The sequence below is a fragment of the Fictibacillus sp. WQ 8-8 genome (genome assembly GCF_024494405.1).
Lineage (GTDB): Bacteria > Bacillota > Bacilli > Bacillales > Fictibacillaceae > Fictibacillus_C > Fictibacillus_C marinisediminis.
The window spans coordinates 1-21,090 of the sequence record NZ_JAMXKG010000014.1 but is presented as its reverse complement, the minus strand read 5'-3'; the positions used below and the strand labels follow the sequence as shown (position 1 = coordinate 21,090).

Genomic DNA, 21,090 nt, shown 5'->3' with positions numbered 1-21,090 from the left:
TCAACCATTAAAATTCCATAAAAAATATTAATATTTGACAATATTCTGAATATAAAATAAACTTTGAGTACAAGTATACAAGACATCACGAGTATTTGCAATGGTTTATGTAAACGCTTACTACTTCAGTGAAGACGGGTAACTGTCATGATTGCGAAGACGTACTCTAACACCCTGTTTTAGGAAGTAGAAACGTTCGTAAGCTCAGTGTTTTCGTATGTTTAGACGAAAGGGGGTTACAGAAAAGGGGTTGAGGGGTCCAAGTTAGCTTTGTGACCATTCAGTAAAAAGGGATATTATCAGATATTGAAGAAAAATAAGAGAAGTTATACATCATAATTAAAAATGGTCGTTCCAGACGAAAGGGTACAAGCCAGGCAATGGCTTGACTTAGCGTACATCTATCAATCACTCTTTTTAGAACATACATAGATATTGTAACTTCTTCCTGGTAGTTTCTTTTGCATTCTTGTTTTACCTCTTCTCCACTTTGAAATAGAAAGCAATGAGAATGAACGTAAGGCGTTTCCAGAAGAAGTTTAACCTCATATCCAAAACGAACCGTATCTGCATACGCTGACCATTTTTGGCTTGCTGAGTTTCTTTCTGGCTCTGTAATTGCCTCTATTTTGTTAATGTAGATTGTAGAGCTGAGTAGGTCAAATTCATTTTAATAACACCTGAAAATTGAAAGCGGTTTCAAGAGTTTGGAAAAAATATGGTTAGAACATCAACTTTAGGGAGGATTAGTTGAATGGAAAATCAGCCAAATTCGAATCTTGAGTTATCGCCTGAAACGTCAACCGCATTTCCAGCGAAATCTAGATTACAAAGATTTAAAGAATTATTGGCTTCATTTGGACCGGGCGTTATTGCTGTTCTAGCATGGCTTGGAGCCGGGGACCTCGTTGACTCTTCCATTGCTGGAGCCCACTACGGATATGCCCTCATGTGGGTCCTCGCCCTTTCTTTAATCATTCGTTATGTAATCGTCTCCATCATGTCACGGTACACACTATGTAACGTAGAAGGCCTTACTCTTATACAAGGTTTCAGCCGCCTTCACAAGTTCTATCCTTATTTCCTTGGGGGATATGCCCTCATTATGGGCCATTTATTTAACTCTTACATGATCAAGGGTGCTGCTGAGGGATTAACTCATCTTTTAGGCTTTGGCAATGTCTTTATGTGGGCCATTATTGTCGTTCTTGCTGGTTTTATTCTAATTGGACGTAGTATATATAATACGCTTGAAAATGGGATGAAGTTATTACTCGCACTCAAAACCTTTTGTTTAATTCTGGTAGCCATTATGGCGACACCGGATGTGGGTGCCATTGCAAAAGGAACAGTTGGTTTTAGCATCCCTAACGACGTTGGTGTATACGGTGCCTTTCTAATGGCGATTTCACTTGTAGGTGCTGTTTCTGGCTCTATTGCGAATTTTATCTACCCATATGGTTTTAAGGAAAAAGGATGGACGAAACCTATTCATTTAAAATTTCAACGTAGAGATTTGTTATTCGCGATTTGTGTGGCTATCGTTCTTGACCTGGCCGTATGGGTGGTTGGAGCGGAGGTATTAAAACCAAACGGAATTCGAATCACTAGTCTTCAAGATCTCGCTCAAGCCCTTGCTGTTCATCTAGGCACTTTCGGATTTGTTGTGTTCTACCTTGGTGTCATCGGCGGGTTATTTAGTAGCGCGATTGCCTTTGCTACGGTATTTCCGAAAGTCGCGATTGATGGCCTTCATACCGCGAATAAAGAACGTAAGAAAAAATACGGTGACAAACCCCAAAACGATCCATTGTTCAAATGGTTTAGTATTTTTATCCTTATTACTCCGGTCATATGGTCGATTCCAGGTATGCCTGGGTTCGTTAGTTTGGTCGTATTTATAAATATACTATCCGTGGTTGGTTTACCAGTAATATCCGTAGGCCTTCTGATTATGACGAATCAGAAAAAGTCATTGGGGCAGTATGTCAACAAATGGTATGAAAATGTGCTGTTAGTCGCTTGTACCGTTCTTGCCCTTTGGTCCTCTATCAAACTGGCTGTTGATTTTCTAAGTTAAATACCCTGAGAGGTGTCGTTTGGATCATCGTAATTAAACAAAAATAGTCGTACCACAACCACCGCCTTATGCTAATAAGACGGTGGTTTTTTACTAGTTTTGAGGATGATTAGGATAAGATTGTAACCGGAGACGAATTAACTGAATAAGACATAAAGTACAAGACTTAGATATAGCTAACCATCGCAAAGGTAAAGTCGCTTTCAGGTTTGAACAGTGAACAGCTTTTCTCTCTATGCTGTAGTCAATCGTTAGAGGGAATTGTCCTCAAAAGGAAAGATTTTGCTTATACGGTTGGTCAACGCTCAAAAAACTGGCTTAAAGTAATCAATTACTCTTTCGAGGATGTGCTGATCACCGGTTACCGTAAATCTAAATTTGGGTGGATCCTTAATTTTGACACCGGATTGCCAGCCGGCACACTTGAATTCGCCCCTTCTCATGCACGCCAGAAAGTGTATAGTATGGCAGAGAGTTCCAAATATGAAAAGTACCGATCCTATAAAAGCAAAAGTGAAATTCCGGAACTATACAAAAGCTGGTTTATTGAGAACCCTTCTTTTGTAGAATTTCTCTAAACACTTTCATCTTTCTTGTCCAACATTTTTGAGTATTCGAATTCCAATTCATCCAGCCTTAATGTAGTAAGCCGCCTTCCGTCTCTTGTTTTCCATACACCCATTTGCAGAAAATAAGTACATGCCTTCTTACCTCCAAGCTCTCTCCTCCTTTTCTAAGTCAGTCTCTATCTTGGCCTAGCGTTTGCCTGCTATAGGTTGTCCTCATCTTCTTCAGCAAGTAGTGACGAAAAAAATCTTTAGTATAATGTTTAAATATAGACAACAGACCATTCCGCAGAATACTGAAGTGAGATAATCTATGAAGACTTCATACAATTTGTGTGGATGTTCTTTCAATGGCAACACAATCATTTCCGCTTGCAAATTTGTTTGTGTTTTCAATTTCGAAACAAATCATTTTTCGCCTCTCCCTAAAAAAAGAGGAAAGGAGATCTCCTTCCCTTCCTGTAAATGTACAAATAGCCTTTTTCTTTCAGACTAGTGTATTCCGCCTTCGCATTAATGATAGGTCATCCAGTACTTCAATACCGATGAGTTTCCCGGCAGCTGCGAGTCTTCCTGTGACCTCAATGTCTTCACGGGAAGGCATCGTGTCCTGGCTCGGATGTTGATGATATACAAGAATGGAAGAGGCATTATTCAAGATCGCTGCAGACTCCCCTTGGATGAACGATACTGGAATTCAGGGCACCGACATGGCAGCGATGAATGGCAATTACTCGGTTCTTGGTATTCAGGCACATGACGAAGAACATTTCTCGATCATCCTCCCCGATGAATAAAGCAGCGACTCTCGCGCCATCCTGCGGAAAAAGGACCAAATACTTTTCCCCTCCTTCAAGTTCCGAAATCACTTGCTTAATGCGTTGAATCTCGTAAACAGTTTCCATAACATGTACAGCTCCCTCTTTTGGCAGAACCTTAATCCAGTTCCTTACGACTTTAAAATAGGGAAGAACTAGTAATCTCTGTTTAGATTTAACCCTAAACCAAGAAAGCGAGGGATGCGTCCGCATGCCCTCCTCTTTTTTGCCATACAGTTAAGAATGAACATGTTCAGTAAAATCAACTACTCTAGATTACGCTTTAAGCAAGTAAGGCTCGTATAACGGCCTAATGCCCATTCTCGGAATCATATAATTGCATTATAATAAATGGGCACTTTACATTGTGTATTGTTAAAGGCGTTGTCTAACCAATCCATTTCAGTTTTCCTTTTTTGTATGGTGGTCGGTTCGGAGGGTTATCTAGTAACTTATTTCATTTCCTCTTCTTTTTGTTTTCGATGAAGGTCAATATCATCACTTACTTTGTCTCCCAGGACAAAGAGCATGTTTTTGAGCAAGCGTAATTTCTCACCCCTCAGGTTACCATTTGCATATTGATCTATAAGCGTTTTCAATTCTTCTGTCAATTGTTGATTGGTCACGTTAACTCCCCTCCCTTAAAAATATCAACCTCTGCCCCTAATATAACTTAAGGGCGAGTTAAAGGGTTAAGAGCCTACCTTTGTGCATACCAAAATATTTGTATCCTATAGTCCGGTTTGTAGTTATTGAACTTTTGTACCTGTTTAACTCCGCTTTCACAACTTCCACATGGCCGCTATGCGTGCTCTCTATTGTTCCACGTACCATAAACGGTGGTTTTTGGGATGGATCATTAGAGTTGGTTATAAGACTCTTTTTTAGTGGAATTTCTATCCCAAAACTCATACCCGCAATCAACGTTGCACTATATCTATTTAAATACCTTTATGGTATTTACTCCGGCAACGATCCTTACTATCTTTAGGCAGCAATAAAAAAGCACCCATAATGGATGCTTAAAAGCCTATTTACCTTTTCGAATTTGAATAATGGTTAAAAATTGTTCGAACCCAAAGATGGATTTGTGTGCGGAACATATAGTCCCTTAAGGAATCATCCAGGATAACACACCGTTCTGCAAGTATGTCATGACTCCAATTAAAATTACCAGTATAATACTGTGCTTGAAGGTGAAGCGCAGCAGGTCTGATTCTTTCCCTGCAATACCAACTGCGGCACAAGCTACCGCAATAGATTGTGGTGAAATCATCTTTCCAGTAACTCCTCCTGAAGAGTTTGCTGCCAAGGCCAGAACCGGATCCATGCCTATGGAAGTAGCTGTAACCTTCTGCATGTTTCCGAACAGCAAGTTGGAAGACGTATCAGAACCCGTAATGAACACACCCAGCCACCCCAGGATTGGGGAGAAGAAAGGGAATAAAAATCCTGTCTTGGCCAATGTCATCCCCATGGATGTACTCATTCCTGAAGAGTTTGTCACATACGCATACGCAACAACCGAGGCGATTGTGATAATCGGAAATTTAAGTTCATTCAATGTTTCACCAAATGTAGCAATCCAATTCTTCCATGAAATCTTCACAATAAACTTAGAAATGATAGCTGCAATCAGGACCGCCGTACCAGCAGCTCCCAGTAATTCCAGCTTGAAAAAGGCAGGCACAGGGGTTCCTGAAGCATTTATGACCTTGTTATTCAGTAAAGGTACATTGGGCACAAATGATAATGCATGTCCGATTGAATTAATTGCTATTAAAACTGGATTAGTCCCTTCATAGTGTCCTGTAAGGGCCAGCTTTACTGACGGAATCCCCCAAATGGAAATGATCCCTGTTAAAACCAGGAATGGTGACCAGGCTTTAAATATTTGTCCCCCAGTATAAGTTGGTTTCTGTTCAGGTTCTTCTGCAGCCAGAGCTGCAGCCATTTCTGATTCTGCCGAAAAACGGAAAATTGTTTTTGGTTTCCAAAATTTAAGGAAGATACCTAAAGCAAGCAATGAAACAAGTGCTGACAAAATATCCGGAAGTTCAGGCCCGAGATAGTTGGAGACCAAGAATTGAGTTATGGCAAATGAAATACCGGTAACTAAAATCGCAGGCATGACTTCCATTGTTTTCTTAAAGCCTGCCATAATCACGATTAGGTAAAATGGTATGACTACTGATAAAAACGGTAATTGACGCCCGACCATTTTTGAAATTTCCTGAGCAGATATTCCAGTAGGCCCTTCAAACGCTAGGATTGGTGCCCCAATCGCACCAAATGCAACTGGGGCTGTATTGGCAATTAAACATAAACCCGCTGCATATAAAGGATTGAAACCAAGACCTACCAAAAGCGCAGCAGAAATTGCAACCGGTGCACCAAAACCGGCAGCTCCTTCGAGGAATGCACCGAATGAAAATGCTATCAATAGTGCTTGAAGGCGACGGTCTTCAGTAAGTGCAACAACCGAGTTACGGATAATATCAAATTGACCTGTCTTTACCGTTAGTTTATAAAGAAAAACTGAACTGATAATGATCCAGCCAATCGGCAAGACCCCATAAACTGCCCCATGTGTCGCAGACATGAATGCCATTTGTGCAGGCATTCCAAATGCAACAACCGCAAGCACCAAAGCAATTAATAGTGTTGTGAGCCCCGCAATGTATCCTTTCATACGCTTTACTGCCAATGCCCAGAAAAAATACAGGATTGGAATTACTGCCACTAGAGCGGATAGAACGAGGCTATCTCCTACAGCATTAAAATTCTGTGTAAAAATCATAAACTTAACCCCCAATATAAAAAGTTAAAAATAACTTAAGTTTCCCAAAAGTAACCGCTTACATTTTTCTCAGTATATATACGTCAATTTCGTCAGTGTCTATACTGCTTTTTTTAAATGTTATACTTTTAAATTTTGCTGAAAATATATACAACTTTGTGTAGTTGAGTCCAGATGTTTATGACCTTCTATTGGTGGTGTGTTGAAGAACCATGCAGTGTGTATGACTAGCAATTCATAGGTTGGTTGATATTGGTTCACATTTAGAAAAACAATTACCATTAGATATGTAACATATAATAAACTTTTAAGCTTATGCTCTTTTCAAAAATCTCCTACCAACTTTATCCTTATAAAATAATACCCCCTTCCGTTGCTTAATAAGAAACACTGTTTCTGTTTGTTTGCGACAAAGCAACATTGTTGTATAACAATAGGTTTATGGTTATACAACCATCACTAAGCTATTTATTATTATACGAATAATTCTTATTATTTCAATAATTTTTAGAAAATTGAAAATTCAACAAAAAAATTGCCTTTTATATCTTTTTTCAAAGAATCAGGCAAATTTCAATAAAGATTAATCAAATGACCCTGCTTTCAAACCCAAGCCTTTTCGAAATTTTCTTTCCTATCTGGATCATTTGTGACTGTAGCTGTTCCATTCGCTCTTTAGTCATACGCATTGTCGGACCGGATATGCTGACAGCTGCAATTACCTTTCCTAAATGATCAAAAATCGGTACTGCAATGCAAGTAATGCCATATTCATTTTCTTCTATGTCCAATGCATAGCCTCTTTTTCTAACTTCTATCAATTCCTGAAGAAAATTATCTTTATTCGTAATCGTCTTGTCAGTATTCATAGGCATTCCCTTGCGATCAAGAATATCTTGTACGACATTGGTAGGTAAATATGCGAGAATTGCTTTCCCCACTGATGTGCAATGCATGGGTGCTCTTTTTCCAACTTTTGAGTGCATTCGCAGTGTTTCGTTTCCTTCCAGCTTTTCAATATAGACCACTTCACCCTGGTCATACACAACTAGATGGATTACTTCATTCGTGAGATTCTCCAGCTCCTGCAGGTAAGGCCTAGCTTCTGCTCGCAGATCAATCGATTCAAGCAATTTGGAACTAACTTCAAGCAATTTGTAACCCAGTTTATAACGCCCTGTTTCACTATCTTGTTCAATATATCCATACTGTACAAGTGTTGAAAGGATTCGATAAACAGAGCTTTTATTGATATCTATTTGATTGGCAATTTCTGTTACACCCAAACCACCCTTTTTTAAACTCACAAGTGTAATGATATCTAATGCCCGGCTAACAGACTTTACCATATTCTCTCTTTCCAAATTGTTCACCTCTGTGCTCTATCATATCTTTTATTATAGCACCATTTCTGCCGGGCATTCGACCGTTTTCTAAAACACTTTAGCCGCTTCCTTAGCGGTAACGAACGTGTTACGAAGTGTTCCAACTTCCTTTATCTCACATTCTATAACATCGCCTGCTCCAACGAGTTCTGCACCAACAGGACTGCCTGTTAAGATTACATCTCCTGGTTTAAGTGTCATGACTTTTGTCAGATAGGAAACCATTCTGCGAATTGGAATAATCATTAGTTCTGTTGCACTGTTTTGTTTTTGAGCACCATTGAGTATTGCTTCGACTTTTACATTAAAAGGGTCAAGCTCCGTCTCAATAACAGGGCCTAATGGAGTGAACGAATCAAACGATTTGCCGATTGTCCAATGGCCATCCTGGTGGAAAAACTGTGGTGCTGTGACGTCATTTCCAACTGTGTATCCAAATACGTAATCCAAAACGTCGGATTCAGATACATTTTTTGCCTCTTTCCCAATAACAATCGCTAATTCGGATTCAAACTTTACTTGATCGATCCCTTCTGGAATAACAATTTCTTCTTCAGGTCCGATGACTGATGAAGTTGGCTTGAAGAAGAATACTGGTATCTCCGGTAGCTGTTCCGGGATATCCTCCACTTTCGATACATAGTTCGCACCAATCCCAATGATTTGATTTGGTTCCAATGGTGCAAGTAACTTTACTTCGCCCTCAGAAAATGTTTGCCCTGTATAGTCCCATTCACCAAAGATATCCCCTGAAATCTCTCTGATTGTGTCTTCTTCAATAACACCTGCATGAATGGAAGAATTAACTGTAAATCTAGTAAATCTCATTGTATTTTGCTCCTCTCAGACTACTAATTCCGTTTTTTTCCTCGCAACACCCGATTGTATGGCTGCCTCTGCGACAGCATTTGCGACAGCTTTAGCTACTCGATCGTCGAAAGCATTTGGGATAACATAGTCAGGCGTGAGTTCTTCTGGTTTTATTAAATTGGCAATGGCATAAACTGCCGCCACCTTCATATCTTCATTGATTTCAGAGGCAAACACCTGAAGTGCCCCTTTAAAAATCCCAGGAAACGCAAGCACATTATTAACCTGGTTAGGTAAATCCGAACGCCCTGTACCAACAACGGCTGCGCCAGCTTCCCTCGCTAAAACAGGCATAATTTCAGGAACAGGGTTTGCCATTGCAAAAATAATGCTGTCTTTATTCATGGACTGTACCATTTCAACTGTAACGGCATCAGCAACTGATACACCGACAAAAACATCAGTTCCTTTTATAACATCCTCTAATGAGCCGGTGATCCTGTTTTTATTCGTGATATCAGCAATGGTTTCCTTAATGGGATTCATTCTATTTTCGCGGCCTTTATAGATCGCTCCTTTTGTATCGCATATAATGATATCCTGCACACCCAAGTTTAGCAGCAGCTTAGTAATGGCGATTCCGGCTGCACCGGCACCATTGATAACCACTTGGATTTCATCAATCTGTTTATTGACCACTTTTAATGCGTTAATTAACCCTGCTGCTGAAACAATCGCAGTTCCATGCTGATCATCATGAAAGACAGGGATGTTCATTTCCTTTCTTAGCCGTTCCTCAATAATGAAGCAATTCGGAGCTGATATGTCTTCTAAATTGATTCCTCCAAAAGTTGGTTCCAGCGCTTTGACAATGGAAATTATTTCTTCTGCATCCTGTGTATTTAAACATATCGGAAAAGCATCAATGTCTGCGAAAGCTTTAAACAATGCTGCCTTCCCTTCCATTACAGGCATCGATGCGGCTGCACCAATATCCCCAAGCCCTAATACAGCCGATCCATCAGAAACAACTCCCACAAGATTCCCTTTCAGTGTGTAATCATAAATCTTTTCTGGATTCTGGAAGATTTCTTTACATGGTTCTGCCACTCCAGGGGAATATGCCAAACTCAAATCAAATGCATTCTCTACTGGCACTTTTACGTTTACATTTATTTTTCCTTTAGACCTTTTATGAAGGTCCAGTGATTGCTCCTGAAGGTTTTTCATAGCTTCAACTCCTCCTGTCAATTCTTATCATTCTATTTAATGAATGTCGGTTGTTGAAACTGATGTCTTCGGTAATTATGTTTTCTTTCCGTTTCAACAGAATAATCTTTCTATTAAATTAGCAAAGTTGTATAACGGGACATTCTAAAAAATAGAATGTCCCCTCAACATACTTATTGTTTTACAGCAAACTTAGCTTTTGCTTCGATGCGGCGGCGGTGCAGGATTGGCTCCGTATAGCCGCTTGGCTGATTATAGCCTTCAAAAACAAGGTCGCAGGCCGCCTGGAATGCGACTGACTCGTCAAAATTCGAGGACATTGGCCGATATGCAGGGTCTCCAGCATTTTGTTCATCTACTACTTTTGCCATACGCTTAAGCGTTTCAAGCAACTGGTCCTTGGTAATAATGCCGTGGTGCAGCCAGTTCGCCATATGCTGGCTGGAGATACGCAACGTTGCACGGTCTTCCATAAGACCGACATCATTGATATCTGGGACTTTGGAGCAGCCTACGCCTTGTTCTACCCAGCGGACAACATAACCTAGCATAGTTTGAGCATTGTTATCAATCTCTTCCTGGATTTCCTCGGCACTCCACTCAGGATTTTTTGCGACTGGGATTTGCAGAATTTCATCCGTTAAATCGTTTACTTGAGCATTGATCTTTTCATTTTGAACCTGTTTTACATCCACTTCATGATAATGAAGGGCATGCAGTGTAGCTGCAGTTGGTGATGGAACCCAGGCGGTTGTAGCCCCTGTTTTCACATGACCGATTTTCTGTTTCAGCATATCATCCATCAAGTCCGGCATAGCCCACATTCCTTTTCCGATTTGGGCACGTGACTGGAATCCGCTTGCAAGGCCTGTAATAACGTTTGATTGTTCATAAGCCTGCAGCCATGTTGATGATTTCATATCATTTTTGCGAATCACTGGGCCTGCTTCCATTGAAGTATGGATTTCATCGCCAGTACGGTCAAGGAATCCTGTATTGATAAATACAACCCTTTCCTTAACCTGGCTAATACAAGCCTTCAGATTTAAGGATGTGCGGCGCTCTTCATCCATAACACCTATTTTTAAAGTATTGCGTTTTAATCCGAGCAAATCCTCCACTCGATCGAATAACAGGTTAGCAAAAGCAACCTCTTTTGATCCATGCATTTTTGGTTTAACGATATAAATCGATCCTTCAGAGGTGTTTTGGTAACGACCGTTGCCTAAAAGAGTATGTTTTCCGATAAGGCTAGTGATGACCGCATCCAAAATTCCTTCCTGGATCTCCTCATTATTTTGATCAAGTATTGCATTATTTGTCATCAAGTGCCCTACATTACGAACAAACAAAACGGAGCGCCCTGAAAGAGTCAATTCTTCTCCAGTTGGAGATGAATAAGTGCGATCAGGATTAAGGGTCCGTGTCATTGTTTTGTCACCTTTTTTGAAGGTTGCGGTTAAGTCCCCTTTCATGAGTCCTAACCAGTTACGGTAAACCAACACCTTATCCTCGGCGTCCACCGCAGTTACTGAATCTTCACAATCCATGATCGTCGTTACAGCAGCCTCCAATAGAATATCCTTTACGCCTGCTTCGTCTGTTTTTCCGATTGGATGATTACGGTCTATTTGAATTTCACAGTGAAGCCCGTTATTGTTTAATAGCACCGCACTCGGATCGTCTGGCTGTCCTTGATAGCCGCTTAATTTTGATTCGTCTTCCAGTCCTGTTACTTCTCCATTGCGGAGTTCAACATTCAACTTTCCGGATTCAATTTTGTATTTTACAGCATCTTTATGGGAGGCTTCCTTTAATGGAACCGTACGATCAAGAAATTCCCTTGCAAACTCAATAACCTTATTCCCACGGAATGGATTATATCCGCCTTGGTGATCTGCACCATCTTCTTCACTTATTGCATCTGTACCGTACAAGGCATCATACAAGCTTCCCCAGCGGGCGTTGGCTGCATTGATGGCATAGCGGGCATTATTAACCGGAACAACCAATTGCGGTCCAGCCTGAGTAGCAATTTCAGCATCCACACCTTCAGTCGTAATCATGAAATCTTCAACCTTCGGCTCAAGATACCCAATATCTTTTAAAAATGTTTTATATTTGTCAAAATCAAAGCTTTCCATGTTTTCCCGATACCAGGCATTAATCTGGTTCTGTAGCTCATCGCGATGTGCCAATAACTCCTTGTTGATCGGTGTCAAGTCATTGATCAGTTCTTCAAAACCTGACCAGAATTCCTGACGGTCGACTTCACTCCCTGGCAAAACTTCTGAATTGATAAATTCAAATAGCTCTGAAGCAACTTGAAGATTACCTGAATTTACATAGTTTGTCATTATAATTTCCTCCTTGTTAATAAACAGTTAGTTGTAGCGATCTAGCGTAAAAAATCTCTAGGTCAGGAATCAATGTAATCTTTAGATAATCTGTTTGTTCTCTTTTTTAACAGATCCTAGGTTTTGGGTTTCCTTCTTCTAAGATCGACTTATGTATGTCATGATGTATTGTTTGTTATTACGAAACGATGTTTCACTATTTGTTTAAAAAATGATAGCATAATATCAGGTGTTGTTTCAACAATTTTCACAAAATTTACTTTATTTCATTTTCTTTGCATCGTTTGGAGGGTACGGAGCAGTAATGTAAAAGAATCCCTTGTGATTTGCTCTGTCCCTCCAAAAATTCTTACGATATGGCCGCTTCTTTTTCTTTGAGATCTTTTTTAATTTCTACACAGCGTCCCGGCATTGGGAACAGCTTACCCGCATTCAATAGGTTATGAGGGTTGAATACTTCCCGGATATCAGTCTGGGCAATAATTTCTTCATCAGTAAAGACAAAGCGCATTTCCTCCCGTTTCTCGATTCCGACTCCGTGCTCGCCAGTAATCGTCCCCCCAACATCCGCACACGCTTGGAGACAGGCACTTCCTGCAGCCAGCGCCTTTTCACTTTCGCCAGGTATCCTGGCATCGAATAGGACTAGCGGATGTAAATTCCCATCACCTGCATGGAATATATTAGCGATCCGCAAGCCAAATTCTTCGCTGATCCGGTTAATCTTGTTCAAAACCTCAGGCAGCTTGCTTCGAGGAATCACGCCATCCTGCACTAAATAGTCCGGCGAAATGGCTCCCATCGCACCAAATCCTGTTTTACGGTTTGCCCACCATCTCCCACGTTCGAGTTCATCCTGGGCGACCTTCACTTCACGTACATTTCTGCTGTTGCATACATCAAGAATTTGATTGATTTGCTCATCAATCCCTGCGAGGATTCCATCCACTTCAATAAGCAGCACAGCTTCAATATCCCGTGGATGACCCACCGGGAATGCAGCGGCTTCCACTCCCTCAATCGCTGTTTTATCCATCATTTCAAGTGCTGCTGGCACGATTCCTGCTGAGATAATATCAGAGACCGCCTGGCTTCCGTCTTCTACTTTATCAAAGTAGGCAAGTACAGTTTGTTTCGCTTCCGGGTTTTTTAAAATACGCACAGTAATATTCGTGACGATTCCCAATGTTCCTTCAGAACCAGTCAGCAGACCCAGCAAGTCGTATCCCGGTGTGTCAGGAATGCCATTGGCGCCAATTTCAATGATTTCACCGTTTGGCAGGACAACTTCTAACCCTAAAATGTGATTTGTTGTTACTCCATATTTAAGGCAGTGTGCCCCTCCGGCATTCTCTGCCACATTGCCTCCTATTGTACAGCAATATTGGCTCGAAGGATCGGGAGCATAGTAATAGCCTTTATCCGAGATAGAGTTTGTCAGTTTTAGATTGACAAATCCTGGCTGTACAACAGCTCGCCTATTTTCAAGGTCGACGCTTAATAGCTTCTTCATCCTGACCAGACTGATGATCACTTCTTCATTCAATGGTATTGCGCCCCCGCTTAATCCCGTCCCTGCTCCACGGGCCAGGAACGGAAGTTGATTATCGGAGCAGTACTTAACGATTGCTGCCACTTCCTCTGTATCTTTCGGAAACACGACGGCTTTTGGCAAATGCCTGTGAAGCGTAAAGCCGTCACAGTCATAAGCAAGCAAATCCTCTTTGTGATACAGTATCGAACTGGCACCTCCTACGATTTCAGCCAGGTTCTTTATATGAGGATCGTTCGATTTGATTTTTTTTAATGACATTACTGTCCCCCCTTGAGAGTATCTTCTTTTTGATAAGCCCAATCCAGGAGCTGAATGGTATGGACGACTTTTTGATTTCTTCCGTACTTATTTACACCCATTGCCATCTGGAGCATGCATCCAGGATTTCCCATTGAAATCATTTCCACATCTTCGGGTACGTTCTCCATTTTACTTTCCAGCACAGCACCAGCCATTTCAGGATTGGTAATATTGTATATCCCAGCACTTCCGCAACAGCGGTCCGAGTTTGGCATGTTGACCATTTTTACCCCTGGAATATCAAGCAGAATGTTGCGGGGCTCCTCCCGCACTCCTTGCCCATGGGCTAGATGACAAGCATCGTGGTACGTAATACGAGTGTTCATTTCCGCTTGCGGTCTTTCATAGCCCGTGTCATGAAGATATTTCGAAATGTCTTCTACCTTGGCCGAGAACTCTTGCGCTTTCGCATGCCATTCCGGCTCTTCACGAAACAATTCCTCATATTCCTTCATCATGCAGCCACAGCCAGCCGCGTTCACGATAATTTTTTTGGCATCTTTAAACGCTTCGATATTTTGCTTTGCAAGCTTTCTTCCTGTTTCACGGTCACCAGCATGCACATGCAGCGCACCACAGCAGGTCTGGTTTTTCGGAATCGCGACATCATTTCCATTTCGCGTTAAAACATTGATTGTGGACTGATTGATGTCACTGAACATAACGTCCATCACACAGCCTGTCAAAAATGCCACTTCAGCCTTTGATTCACCTTTTGCTTTGACGACATTATCATTCTTGTATTTTTTGCGTACAGGCTTTTTAATTTCAGGCATAATGGTTTCCATCTCAACTAAATGCTGTGGCATGATATTCATTAGCCCGGTTTTACGGGCAACCTTCTGCAATCCGCTCTTTTGGTAGAACTTTAATAACCCGCCCATTGCATTCAATCGGTTTGGATACGGAAACAGCCCTTCAAGAAATACTTTACTAACTGCTCCTTTCACACCTGTCAATGGCATTGCCTGGCGAATTTGTCCACGTGCCTCTTCAATCAAGCCACCTACATCGACATTCGCTGGACAGGCAGTGGTACAAGCACGGCAGTCAAGACAGGCAAACACTGGATCCATGAATTGTTCATTCACTTCAAGATTGCCTTCTGCTACTGATTTGATAATATGGACACGTCCGCGGGGAGAATGCTGTTCTTGACCGGTCAGCTCATATGTCGGGCATGATTCCAAGCACATGCCACAATGTACGCAATCTGCCCATTTGTTTTCATCGGGCGCATCTTTCCAAAGATAGTTGCTTAAACTGTTATTCGTGCATGATGGATCTTGCTTTATATCCATTTCTTTTACACTCACTATTAAATCCCCCCTACGAATCTTTTATTGTTAAGCACCCTGTTCGGATCAATTTTTGTTTTAATACCTTCTAATAGGAAGAAATGCGATGGTTTTTCACCCCACACATCCAGCTTTTGGCGCAGAGAAAAAGAGAGATGCTTTGCAATAGCATAGCCACCCAACGATTCAGCAAATTGTCTCATCTGTTTTATTGCCAGTTCTATGTCTTCTTCAGCACCTTTTATGTTTACCTGGCATAATCCATGTCCCAGCCCGCCATGCGCTTCTACTGTAAGTTTGCTAGATTCGTGCAATATGTGGCTTTCTTTTATAACCTTTAGAACATCCAGGTTAACAACACCTATTTTCAAAGCTGCTTTTGATTGATCTCCACCAGCAGGTCCTGTCCCATTTGGAGAAATTCTACTAAATCTATCCCAGAAGGTTTTAGCTTCGTCTTGTCGAAGCACTGCCATCGTTGAGTTGGAAGGTTGAATGCTCTTCACATATTCCTCCTGGTAGCGGACAGAAGGTTCCACATCCTCAAAGGCAATCGCCAGGGTATAAACATTTTGTTGTCCTGTTAACCTTAGTGATAATGCCGGATTTAACAGTTCAAGAGAGATTGGTTCCATCACCGAGTCCAACAGCTTTATCACAAATGACCGAATTTCATCAAGGCTTTCAAGAGGGAAAGCCAATAATACAAGACTTTCGTACTTTGGAAGTGGCGTTAGCTTCAGAGTCACTTCGGATAAAATGCCGAGTGTACCCATGGAGCCTATAAAAAGTTTGTTCATATCATATCCAGCAACATTTTTTACTACCTTCCCTCCGGCCCTGATTATGCTGCCATCCGGGTAAACAAGGCGGAGTCCAATGACCACATCCCTGGAAGAGCCGTAACCCAGTCTCTTGGGACCGCTTTCATTTGATGCGATAATTCCGCCAATTGTTGCGTTTTCTGGCCATACCGGGTCCAGCGAAATTCTTTGATTATTTTGTGCCAGGTACTCTTGTAATTCTTTAAATGGAGTACCTGCTTTAACTGTTAAGGTCATATCTCCTACAGTATGTTCGACAATGCCTTTATAATTTGATAATGAAAGTAAGATATCAGCCGATTCAGTCAGTCCGCCAAAACCTCTCTTCGTTCCTCCCCCGGTAACAGTTAATTTTATTCCATTATCGTTTGCATACTTTAGAATACTTGCTATTTCTTCTTCTGTTTCCGGGTAAACCGTTACTCGGCCGCCATTCCCAAGCGGATGCCCCTGGCTTTCCCCTATTCTTTCTTCAGCTAACATAGACTTTAAGTCTGAAAAAAGATCTGTTGTGATCAAAACTGACTCCTCCTTTTGTTTCGTAATAACAAACAACGTTTCAGAATTATTTTAAAAAAATTCGTTTAAGTAACTTCTTTCAAAATAAAAAGTAAAATTCATTATCTGATTAGATCTCTTTATTAAACTTTCGCGTATCTGATTAGTTTTCGCTTACATTTATTAAAACAGCCTTAATTATATTTTTCAACCATTATTAAGAATTTTATAAATATTAAGATTATTACATTTAATTAACACACACATAAGAGATAATATTTAATCAAATTATTTAGAATATTGTTTCTATATGTGTATAGGTCATCTGATGACCTGTTCTAGTCAAGCTATATACTCTTAGTCATCTATCGATTCAGCTTCAAATGTAAAAGAGATAGAACGATTTCAAGGAGAGGTGAAAGATGAAAGTAAGCCTTTTTGCAACCTGCCTGATTGACATGTTCCAGAGCAATGCAGGAAAAGCCAGAGTGGAATTACTCGAACGGCTTTTCCTTTCCCCAAAGCCAGATATGTTGCGGACAGCCTGCTTATAATTTAGGGGGTTTTCCGCGGGTTGATCTGATCAAAGAAAACTGGATATTAAAAACTCAATTATAATGATCCTTACCCGTTCTCTCGGTTCAGGCTACCGCTTGATTGTTTCAAGCATCATCTTTCTTCTTAATCTATGAGGATTTTGGTTTCTACTGTTAGTTTTCTTGCGAGCCGTTTGGATATACAACAACCTTCAAGCTGTTTTTCTTATTGCTCCTAGCTCGTTCCACCGCTTCATTTGTTATTCATTGTCAGCAGTACCCTAAAAGTTTCCTAGTCATAGAGAAAAGTCTTTTTAGAGCTTGCTAAAGCTGTTCTCCTTAAATCCTTTTTCAGCCACTCAATTAACTCCGTGCTAAATCTTATACCTTTAACGTATCTGCAGAAAATAGGTTGTCAAAAGGGGTTATAAGGAAAAAATAGAATATATTATGAATAGAAAAAAGAGAGGTGATACATATGGCCATCATTCACATGGCCTTATCCTCTTTTTTAACTTTGTGCTTCTGGTTAAGATTGCATGAATTGCTCCAGCCCGCGGAACCGAAAGCTGCACCGATAATATTCGTAATCGCAAGGTCCAAATCTGCATCAGGCAAAATGTCCTAAAAATCAGACGTTTTCCCCACACCGCCTTTGCCCATCGTAATATTCGTCACATCAGTAAATGTTTTCCCACAATCTTTGCAACGGTAACGTTGACGTTAATCTTTTCCATGAGGGTAAGTGGAGAAAAAAAGTTGCTCTAATATCACGAATAATCCATAAGCATGAAAGAACCACTAAGCATTACATAAAAAAGAATTATATATAATAACCGGTCAGGTTTCCATTCCAAAACGAAGTCACCTCTATATATGTTTCTTAATAATTATATTCAGCTCAAGTTGCTTGTAGTCTTTAAGTATATGACACTTTAATGTGCGATAATAAATTTCAAAACAAATTTTTCTCTAAACCTTCATCTTGAAGAATAACCGGTAACTGGGAATATACCTATATATTACTCCTTTAAATAGGGGTTAGGAATGATACAATGTGCACACGGAGGTGTGGGATATGTTATTTCAAAAAAAGGAAGAAATAAAGAAAGACTCTACAAGTCTCAATTTAGAACTAACGAAATTAGAACTTATTAATATTCTTAGCGTTTTAAAAAATCGTTGGGTGAACATTGTTGAGTTTAACAAGCAGCACTTTCTAATTTTCGACATTAAAAGGTCTGCTCATGTAAAAGGAACAGAACTATCAGACATAAAATATGACTTCTGTTTAAAGGTGCCCCTACATCATGAATTTGACCTAAACGGATTAAATGTATTAAAACCAGAATTCCAAGATGGAAAGGGTCAAAAGAAAACGGCCAAAATTGATTTTGAAAATGCGATTTTGGTAGTGGTAGAGTCAACGGCACCATTGTTCTCTATCCATAAAAAGATAGTAGGTGTTCCAAAAGAGGATGAAGACTTCGAGGGCGTGTTTGATACTATAAAATTTAATGCTGGGACCGTGGAATATCTAAAAGAACGATATACAGATAGATACGATAGGCCCCAGTTTGAAAAGTTCATCAATGAAGTCAAAGTAAATGAAGTAGTTAAAAGACAACATAAATGGATACAAAGTTACCGGAAGAAAGTCGATAAATACTTCATTGTATAATACCCACTTTTGCAATTCTTTATATATTGATAACCAATATAAAAAGTTATCCCTTTGTCAAGGCCGGATATAATTTAACAGAAGGCGTTCTTACGAACCCTTCTGTTTTTCGTTTTCAAGCTTTTTTTCTTTCATTCAAATAACATTCTCCATTTACATTAATGAGTCCAATTATCCTGCCCGTAAACTTAATAATCCTTATTGTTGATAAAAAATCTGGAAACCACTCTTCAACTCGACTTTTTTCCACAAGAAAAACACCTCCACTAAATAGCATTGAGGGAGGTGTTTTGCACATACTAGGTTAAGAGTCAGTCGAGCACGACTGGCAAGGCTCAGACCCACTCATTGACTTCCTCTTTCGCTAAATCCCCGGCAGCTTTCACACGAATTCGAGTCGCATTGCCAGGCATGTATGCAAGCGGAACATCTTCCACATCAACAATAACGAGAGTTTCTGGATCCGCACCAGCATTTGTCGCTTCAGACTTCGCTTTTTCTTTGGCCATTTCCAAAGCTTTTTCTCTTCCAACACCATCTAAAGCATAAACCTTTTCAATTTGTCCGCTGACCTGTGCGATAGCCGCACCGATAGCATTTGCAACACCGGAATGCTGCGGACGAATAACTTCAGATGCACCTTTTAATTCTTCTGGTAGTAAAATGCTGCCGCCTCCAACAAGTATGACGGGTACAGGTGCTGCACTTGTTTTCATCCTATCAATGGCTTCTTCTACAAGATCTACCATCTTAAGATAAACTTTATTTAAAAGTTCCTTATCAAGATGAGCAACCTTGGAGGAATCACCTAAATTTACCTTACCAAGAGCGACGGCTACATCCGTAGTGGTTAAGGTATCTCCTCCAAAAATTAAGCTTTTTTCAGGCAGACGATATCCCACACTATCCGGTCCAACTGAATAATGGACCTTTCGATCAGCAAATGAAAATCCCCATCTCTAAAATAAGTAAAGCACAAATCCAAATTCTCAGCCATTGCCTCGCAGATTGTTTCCTCCATAATCTCTAGTTGCTGCTCATCCAGTTCAGGTTTCGTTTTCTTTTTGTTGTCCCAATCAAATTCTCGCAAGCTTTTCACACGTTCTGGCATGAACATTCCTTGCCATTTCATCTTTCCGCGGTCACGAAGCATATTCATCACCTTCCTACTTTCATTATATGCGAATATACGTTCGGTTAACACTGAAAATAATTTACAAATGATGGATATCATTTGCAGGAATTTGTCCACTCAAGTCGAAATTTTCAATTAATTGTAAATTGGAGGTGATTAAAGGTTGATTAATGGAGACAAAGAAACAAAAAAAGCTCTTCAGGATGAAAAGATTTTTAACTTTAAACAAAGTCAACCAGATGAGGTCCTAAATCATACATGGAGTAATTCAAAAGATTATGTCCTAACTGATACCGAAAAGAGATTGTATGTAGAATACATAAGACATAAGACACATTTTGAAACCAATTTTACAAGAAAGGATCGCTCTTGAGCTTTCCTTTTTGGTTCTTATTTTACGTCTTCCAAGCTCCATTCAAGACAATTGATTCAAATGTCTTTCTTATTTTTTCTTCAGAACAAAGTGAAACCATAAGTGTACCTATTAAACCTTAATTTTCTAAAAACGATTGTGCAAGAGTTTATGCTCGGGCAATTTGGCGGCAAGGATCACATTTGCATTTTTTGTGTTGTTTGTGGTGAATAGATATCGATCAAAATAGAAATAAATGCATTCCACCTGTTAGAAACGCCTTTTCCCTTTCTAATTTCCTGAATGACCTGCCCTTTATTGGATTATATTGGATCAATTGTTCATACTAAATTAAAATACTTGTTACAGAAGGAGATTATTATGACACATCAAAAAGATAATCGAACTAAACCAGTCCAACATAGTAATCAAAATAAAGAAGATGATACATACGGCATATTTAAACAAGAAATGGAAATGGATACAGATATTAATGAAGACCCTAATCGGGAAAGATTATTGGATGAATCAATTGAAAATACATTTAAATATAGTATATGGAATACACGAACAGATGCAGACCAATCTGGCAACAAAGAAAAATATACAAAGTCAATTGACAGATCTAACATAGAATCAAAAACAGCAGACAATCAAGAATAATAATTAGAAAGCAACCACAACAGGTTGCTTTCTTTTATTAGATTCCTGTGTGCTTAACAGTTGAAATATTTTTTCAAGTAAAGCACCCGAAAATATAGAAATGAAGCAGTGCTTTAGTTGATCCTCTGTACTGTAATAACCAATTTACAAAAGTAGCCTATCTAAGCCTATGGCACTAATAATCAACCGTTGTTTTTTACTT

The 21,090-nt window shown here is 40.0% G+C and carries 14 protein-coding genes and 4 pseudogenes; 5 read left to right on the top strand and 13 right to left on the bottom strand.

What is annotated here, in order from left to right; all coding sequences use genetic code 11:
• Positions 1-754 precede the first annotated feature (754 nt).
• Positions 755-2,080, top strand: coding sequence for an Nramp family divalent metal transporter (locus M1K46_RS21010; protein WP_256227560.1), 1,326 nt, complete (start codon positions 755-757; stop codon positions 2,078-2,080).
• A 209-nt stretch (positions 2,081-2,289) separates the two neighbouring features.
• Positions 2,290-2,658 carry a hypothetical protein gene (locus M1K46_RS25910; protein WP_375162232.1) on the top strand — a complete coding sequence of 123 codons (369 nt, stop codon included), beginning with the start codon at positions 2,290-2,292 and terminating at the stop codon, positions 2,656-2,658.
• A 413-nt stretch (positions 2,659-3,071) separates the two neighbouring features.
• Here the strand turns inward: M1K46_RS25910 and M1K46_RS21005 are convergent.
• The 10 genes and pseudogenes from M1K46_RS21005 to M1K46_RS20960 form a co-directional block, all read right to left on the bottom strand.
• Positions 3,072-3,551: pseudogene (locus tag M1K46_RS21005) on the bottom strand (JAB domain-containing protein).
• Positions 3,552-3,916: 365 nt separating this feature from the next.
• Positions 3,917-4,090 (bottom strand): hypothetical protein, encoded by a 174-nt coding sequence (locus M1K46_RS21000; protein WP_256227559.1) that lies wholly within the window; start codon positions 4,088-4,090, stop codon positions 3,917-3,919.
• Between the two features lie 485 nt (positions 4,091-4,575).
• Positions 4,576-6,264 (bottom strand): L-lactate permease, encoded by a 1,689-nt coding sequence (locus M1K46_RS20995; protein ID WP_256227558.1) that lies wholly within the window; start codon positions 6,262-6,264, stop codon positions 4,576-4,578.
• Between the two features lie 587 nt (positions 6,265-6,851).
• Positions 6,852-7,628, bottom strand: a complete 777-nt coding sequence (locus M1K46_RS20990) for an IclR family transcriptional regulator (RefSeq protein ID WP_256227557.1) — start codon at positions 7,626-7,628, stop codon at positions 6,852-6,854.
• Positions 7,629-7,697: 69 nt separating this feature from the next.
• Positions 7,698-8,477 carry a fumarylacetoacetate hydrolase family protein gene (locus M1K46_RS20985; protein WP_256227556.1) on the bottom strand — a complete coding sequence of 260 codons (780 nt, stop codon included), beginning with the start codon at positions 8,475-8,477 and terminating at the stop codon, positions 7,698-7,700.
• Between the two features lie 15 nt (positions 8,478-8,492).
• Positions 8,493-9,689 (bottom strand): NAD(P)-dependent malic enzyme, encoded by a 1,197-nt coding sequence (locus M1K46_RS20980; RefSeq protein ID WP_256227555.1) that lies wholly within the window; start codon positions 9,687-9,689, stop codon positions 8,493-8,495.
• A 173-nt stretch (positions 9,690-9,862) separates the two neighbouring features.
• Entirely contained in the window at positions 9,863-12,046 is a 2,184-nt protein-coding gene (locus M1K46_RS20975) for a malate synthase G (protein ID WP_256227554.1), read from the bottom strand.
• A 349-nt stretch (positions 12,047-12,395) separates the two neighbouring features.
• Positions 12,396-13,859, bottom strand: a complete 1,464-nt coding sequence (locus tag M1K46_RS20970) for an FAD-linked oxidase C-terminal domain-containing protein (protein ID WP_256227553.1) — start codon at positions 13,857-13,859, stop codon at positions 12,396-12,398.
• Positions 13,859-15,202 carry a (Fe-S)-binding protein gene (locus M1K46_RS20965; RefSeq protein WP_305586157.1) on the bottom strand — a complete coding sequence of 448 codons (1,344 nt, stop codon included), beginning with the start codon at positions 15,200-15,202 and terminating at the stop codon, positions 13,859-13,861. Before M1K46_RS20965 ends, M1K46_RS20970 begins: the two co-directional genes overlap by 1 nt.
• 17 nt (positions 15,203-15,219) lie before the next feature.
• Positions 15,220-16,542 carry an FAD-binding oxidoreductase gene (locus tag M1K46_RS20960; protein ID WP_375162231.1) on the bottom strand — a complete coding sequence of 441 codons (1,323 nt, stop codon included), beginning with the start codon at positions 16,540-16,542 and terminating at the stop codon, positions 15,220-15,222.
• Positions 16,543-16,943: 401 nt separating this feature from the next.
• Between M1K46_RS20960 and M1K46_RS20955 the strand changes: the two are divergent.
• Positions 16,944-17,082: pseudogene (locus tag M1K46_RS20955) on the top strand (heterodisulfide reductase-related iron-sulfur binding cluster); the annotation flags it as partial.
• 599 nt (positions 17,083-17,681) lie between these two features.
• Here M1K46_RS20955 and M1K46_RS25990 read toward each other — a convergent pair.
• Positions 17,682-17,780 (bottom strand): annotated as a pseudogene (locus tag M1K46_RS25990) (IS1/IS1595 family N-terminal zinc-binding domain-containing protein); the annotation flags it as partial.
• 355 nt (positions 17,781-18,135) lie between these two features.
• Here M1K46_RS25990 and M1K46_RS20950 point away from each other — a divergent pair.
• On the top strand, positions 18,136-18,738 hold the full coding sequence (locus M1K46_RS20950; RefSeq protein ID WP_062232428.1) for a hypothetical protein: 603 nt from the start codon (positions 18,136-18,138) through the stop codon (positions 18,736-18,738).
• A 335-nt stretch (positions 18,739-19,073) separates the two neighbouring features.
• Here M1K46_RS20950 and M1K46_RS20945 read toward each other — a convergent pair.
• Both M1K46_RS20945 and M1K46_RS20940 read right to left on the bottom strand, forming a co-directional pair.
• A pseudogene (locus tag M1K46_RS20945) lies at positions 19,074-19,661 on the bottom strand (hydantoinase/oxoprolinase family protein); the annotation flags it as partial.
• The gene (locus M1K46_RS20940; protein ID WP_256227551.1) at positions 19,610-19,897 is read right to left on the bottom strand and encodes a YolD-like family protein; all 288 of its coding nucleotides are present in this window, start codon (positions 19,895-19,897) and stop codon (positions 19,610-19,612) included. The gene M1K46_RS20940 and the pseudogene M1K46_RS20945, both read right to left, overlap by 52 nt.
• Positions 19,898-20,606: 709 nt before the next feature.
• On the opposite strand from M1K46_RS20940, the gene M1K46_RS20935 reads away from it, so the two are divergent.
• On the top strand, positions 20,607-20,888 hold the full coding sequence (locus M1K46_RS20935; RefSeq protein ID WP_256227550.1) for a hypothetical protein: 282 nt from the start codon (positions 20,607-20,609) through the stop codon (positions 20,886-20,888).
• Positions 20,889-21,090: the final 202 nt, after the last annotated feature.

Coding starts and splice junctions, on each gene's coding strand:
- M1K46_RS21010 (WP_256227560.1), top strand. CDS start 755: ATGGAAAATCAGCCAAATTCGAATCTTGAGTTATCGCCTGAAACGTCA.
- M1K46_RS20995 (WP_256227558.1), bottom strand. CDS start 6,264: ATGATTTTTACACAGAATTTTAATGCTGTAGGAGATAGCCTCGTTCTA.
- M1K46_RS20985 (WP_256227556.1), bottom strand. CDS start 8,477: ATGAGATTTACTAGATTTACAGTTAATTCTTCCATTCATGCAGGTGTT.
- M1K46_RS20980 (WP_256227555.1), bottom strand. CDS start 9,689: ATGAAAAACCTTCAGGAGCAATCACTGGACCTTCATAAAAGGTCTAAA.
- M1K46_RS20975 (WP_256227554.1), bottom strand. CDS start 12,046: ATGACAAACTATGTAAATTCAGGTAATCTTCAAGTTGCTTCAGAGCTA.
- M1K46_RS20970 (WP_256227553.1), bottom strand. CDS start 13,859: ATGTCATTAAAAAAAATCAAATCGAACGATCCTCATATAAAGAACCTG.
- M1K46_RS20965 (WP_305586157.1), bottom strand. CDS start 15,202: ATGGATATAAAGCAAGATCCATCATGCACGAATAACAGTTTAAGCAAC.
- M1K46_RS20950 (WP_062232428.1), top strand. CDS start 18,136: ATGTTATTTCAAAAAAAGGAAGAAATAAAGAAAGACTCTACAAGTCTC.
- M1K46_RS20940 (WP_256227551.1), bottom strand. CDS start 19,897: ATGAATATGCTTCGTGACCGCGGAAAGATGAAATGGCAAGGAATGTTC.
- M1K46_RS20935 (WP_256227550.1), top strand. CDS start 20,607: ATGACACATCAAAAAGATAATCGAACTAAACCAGTCCAACATAGTAAT.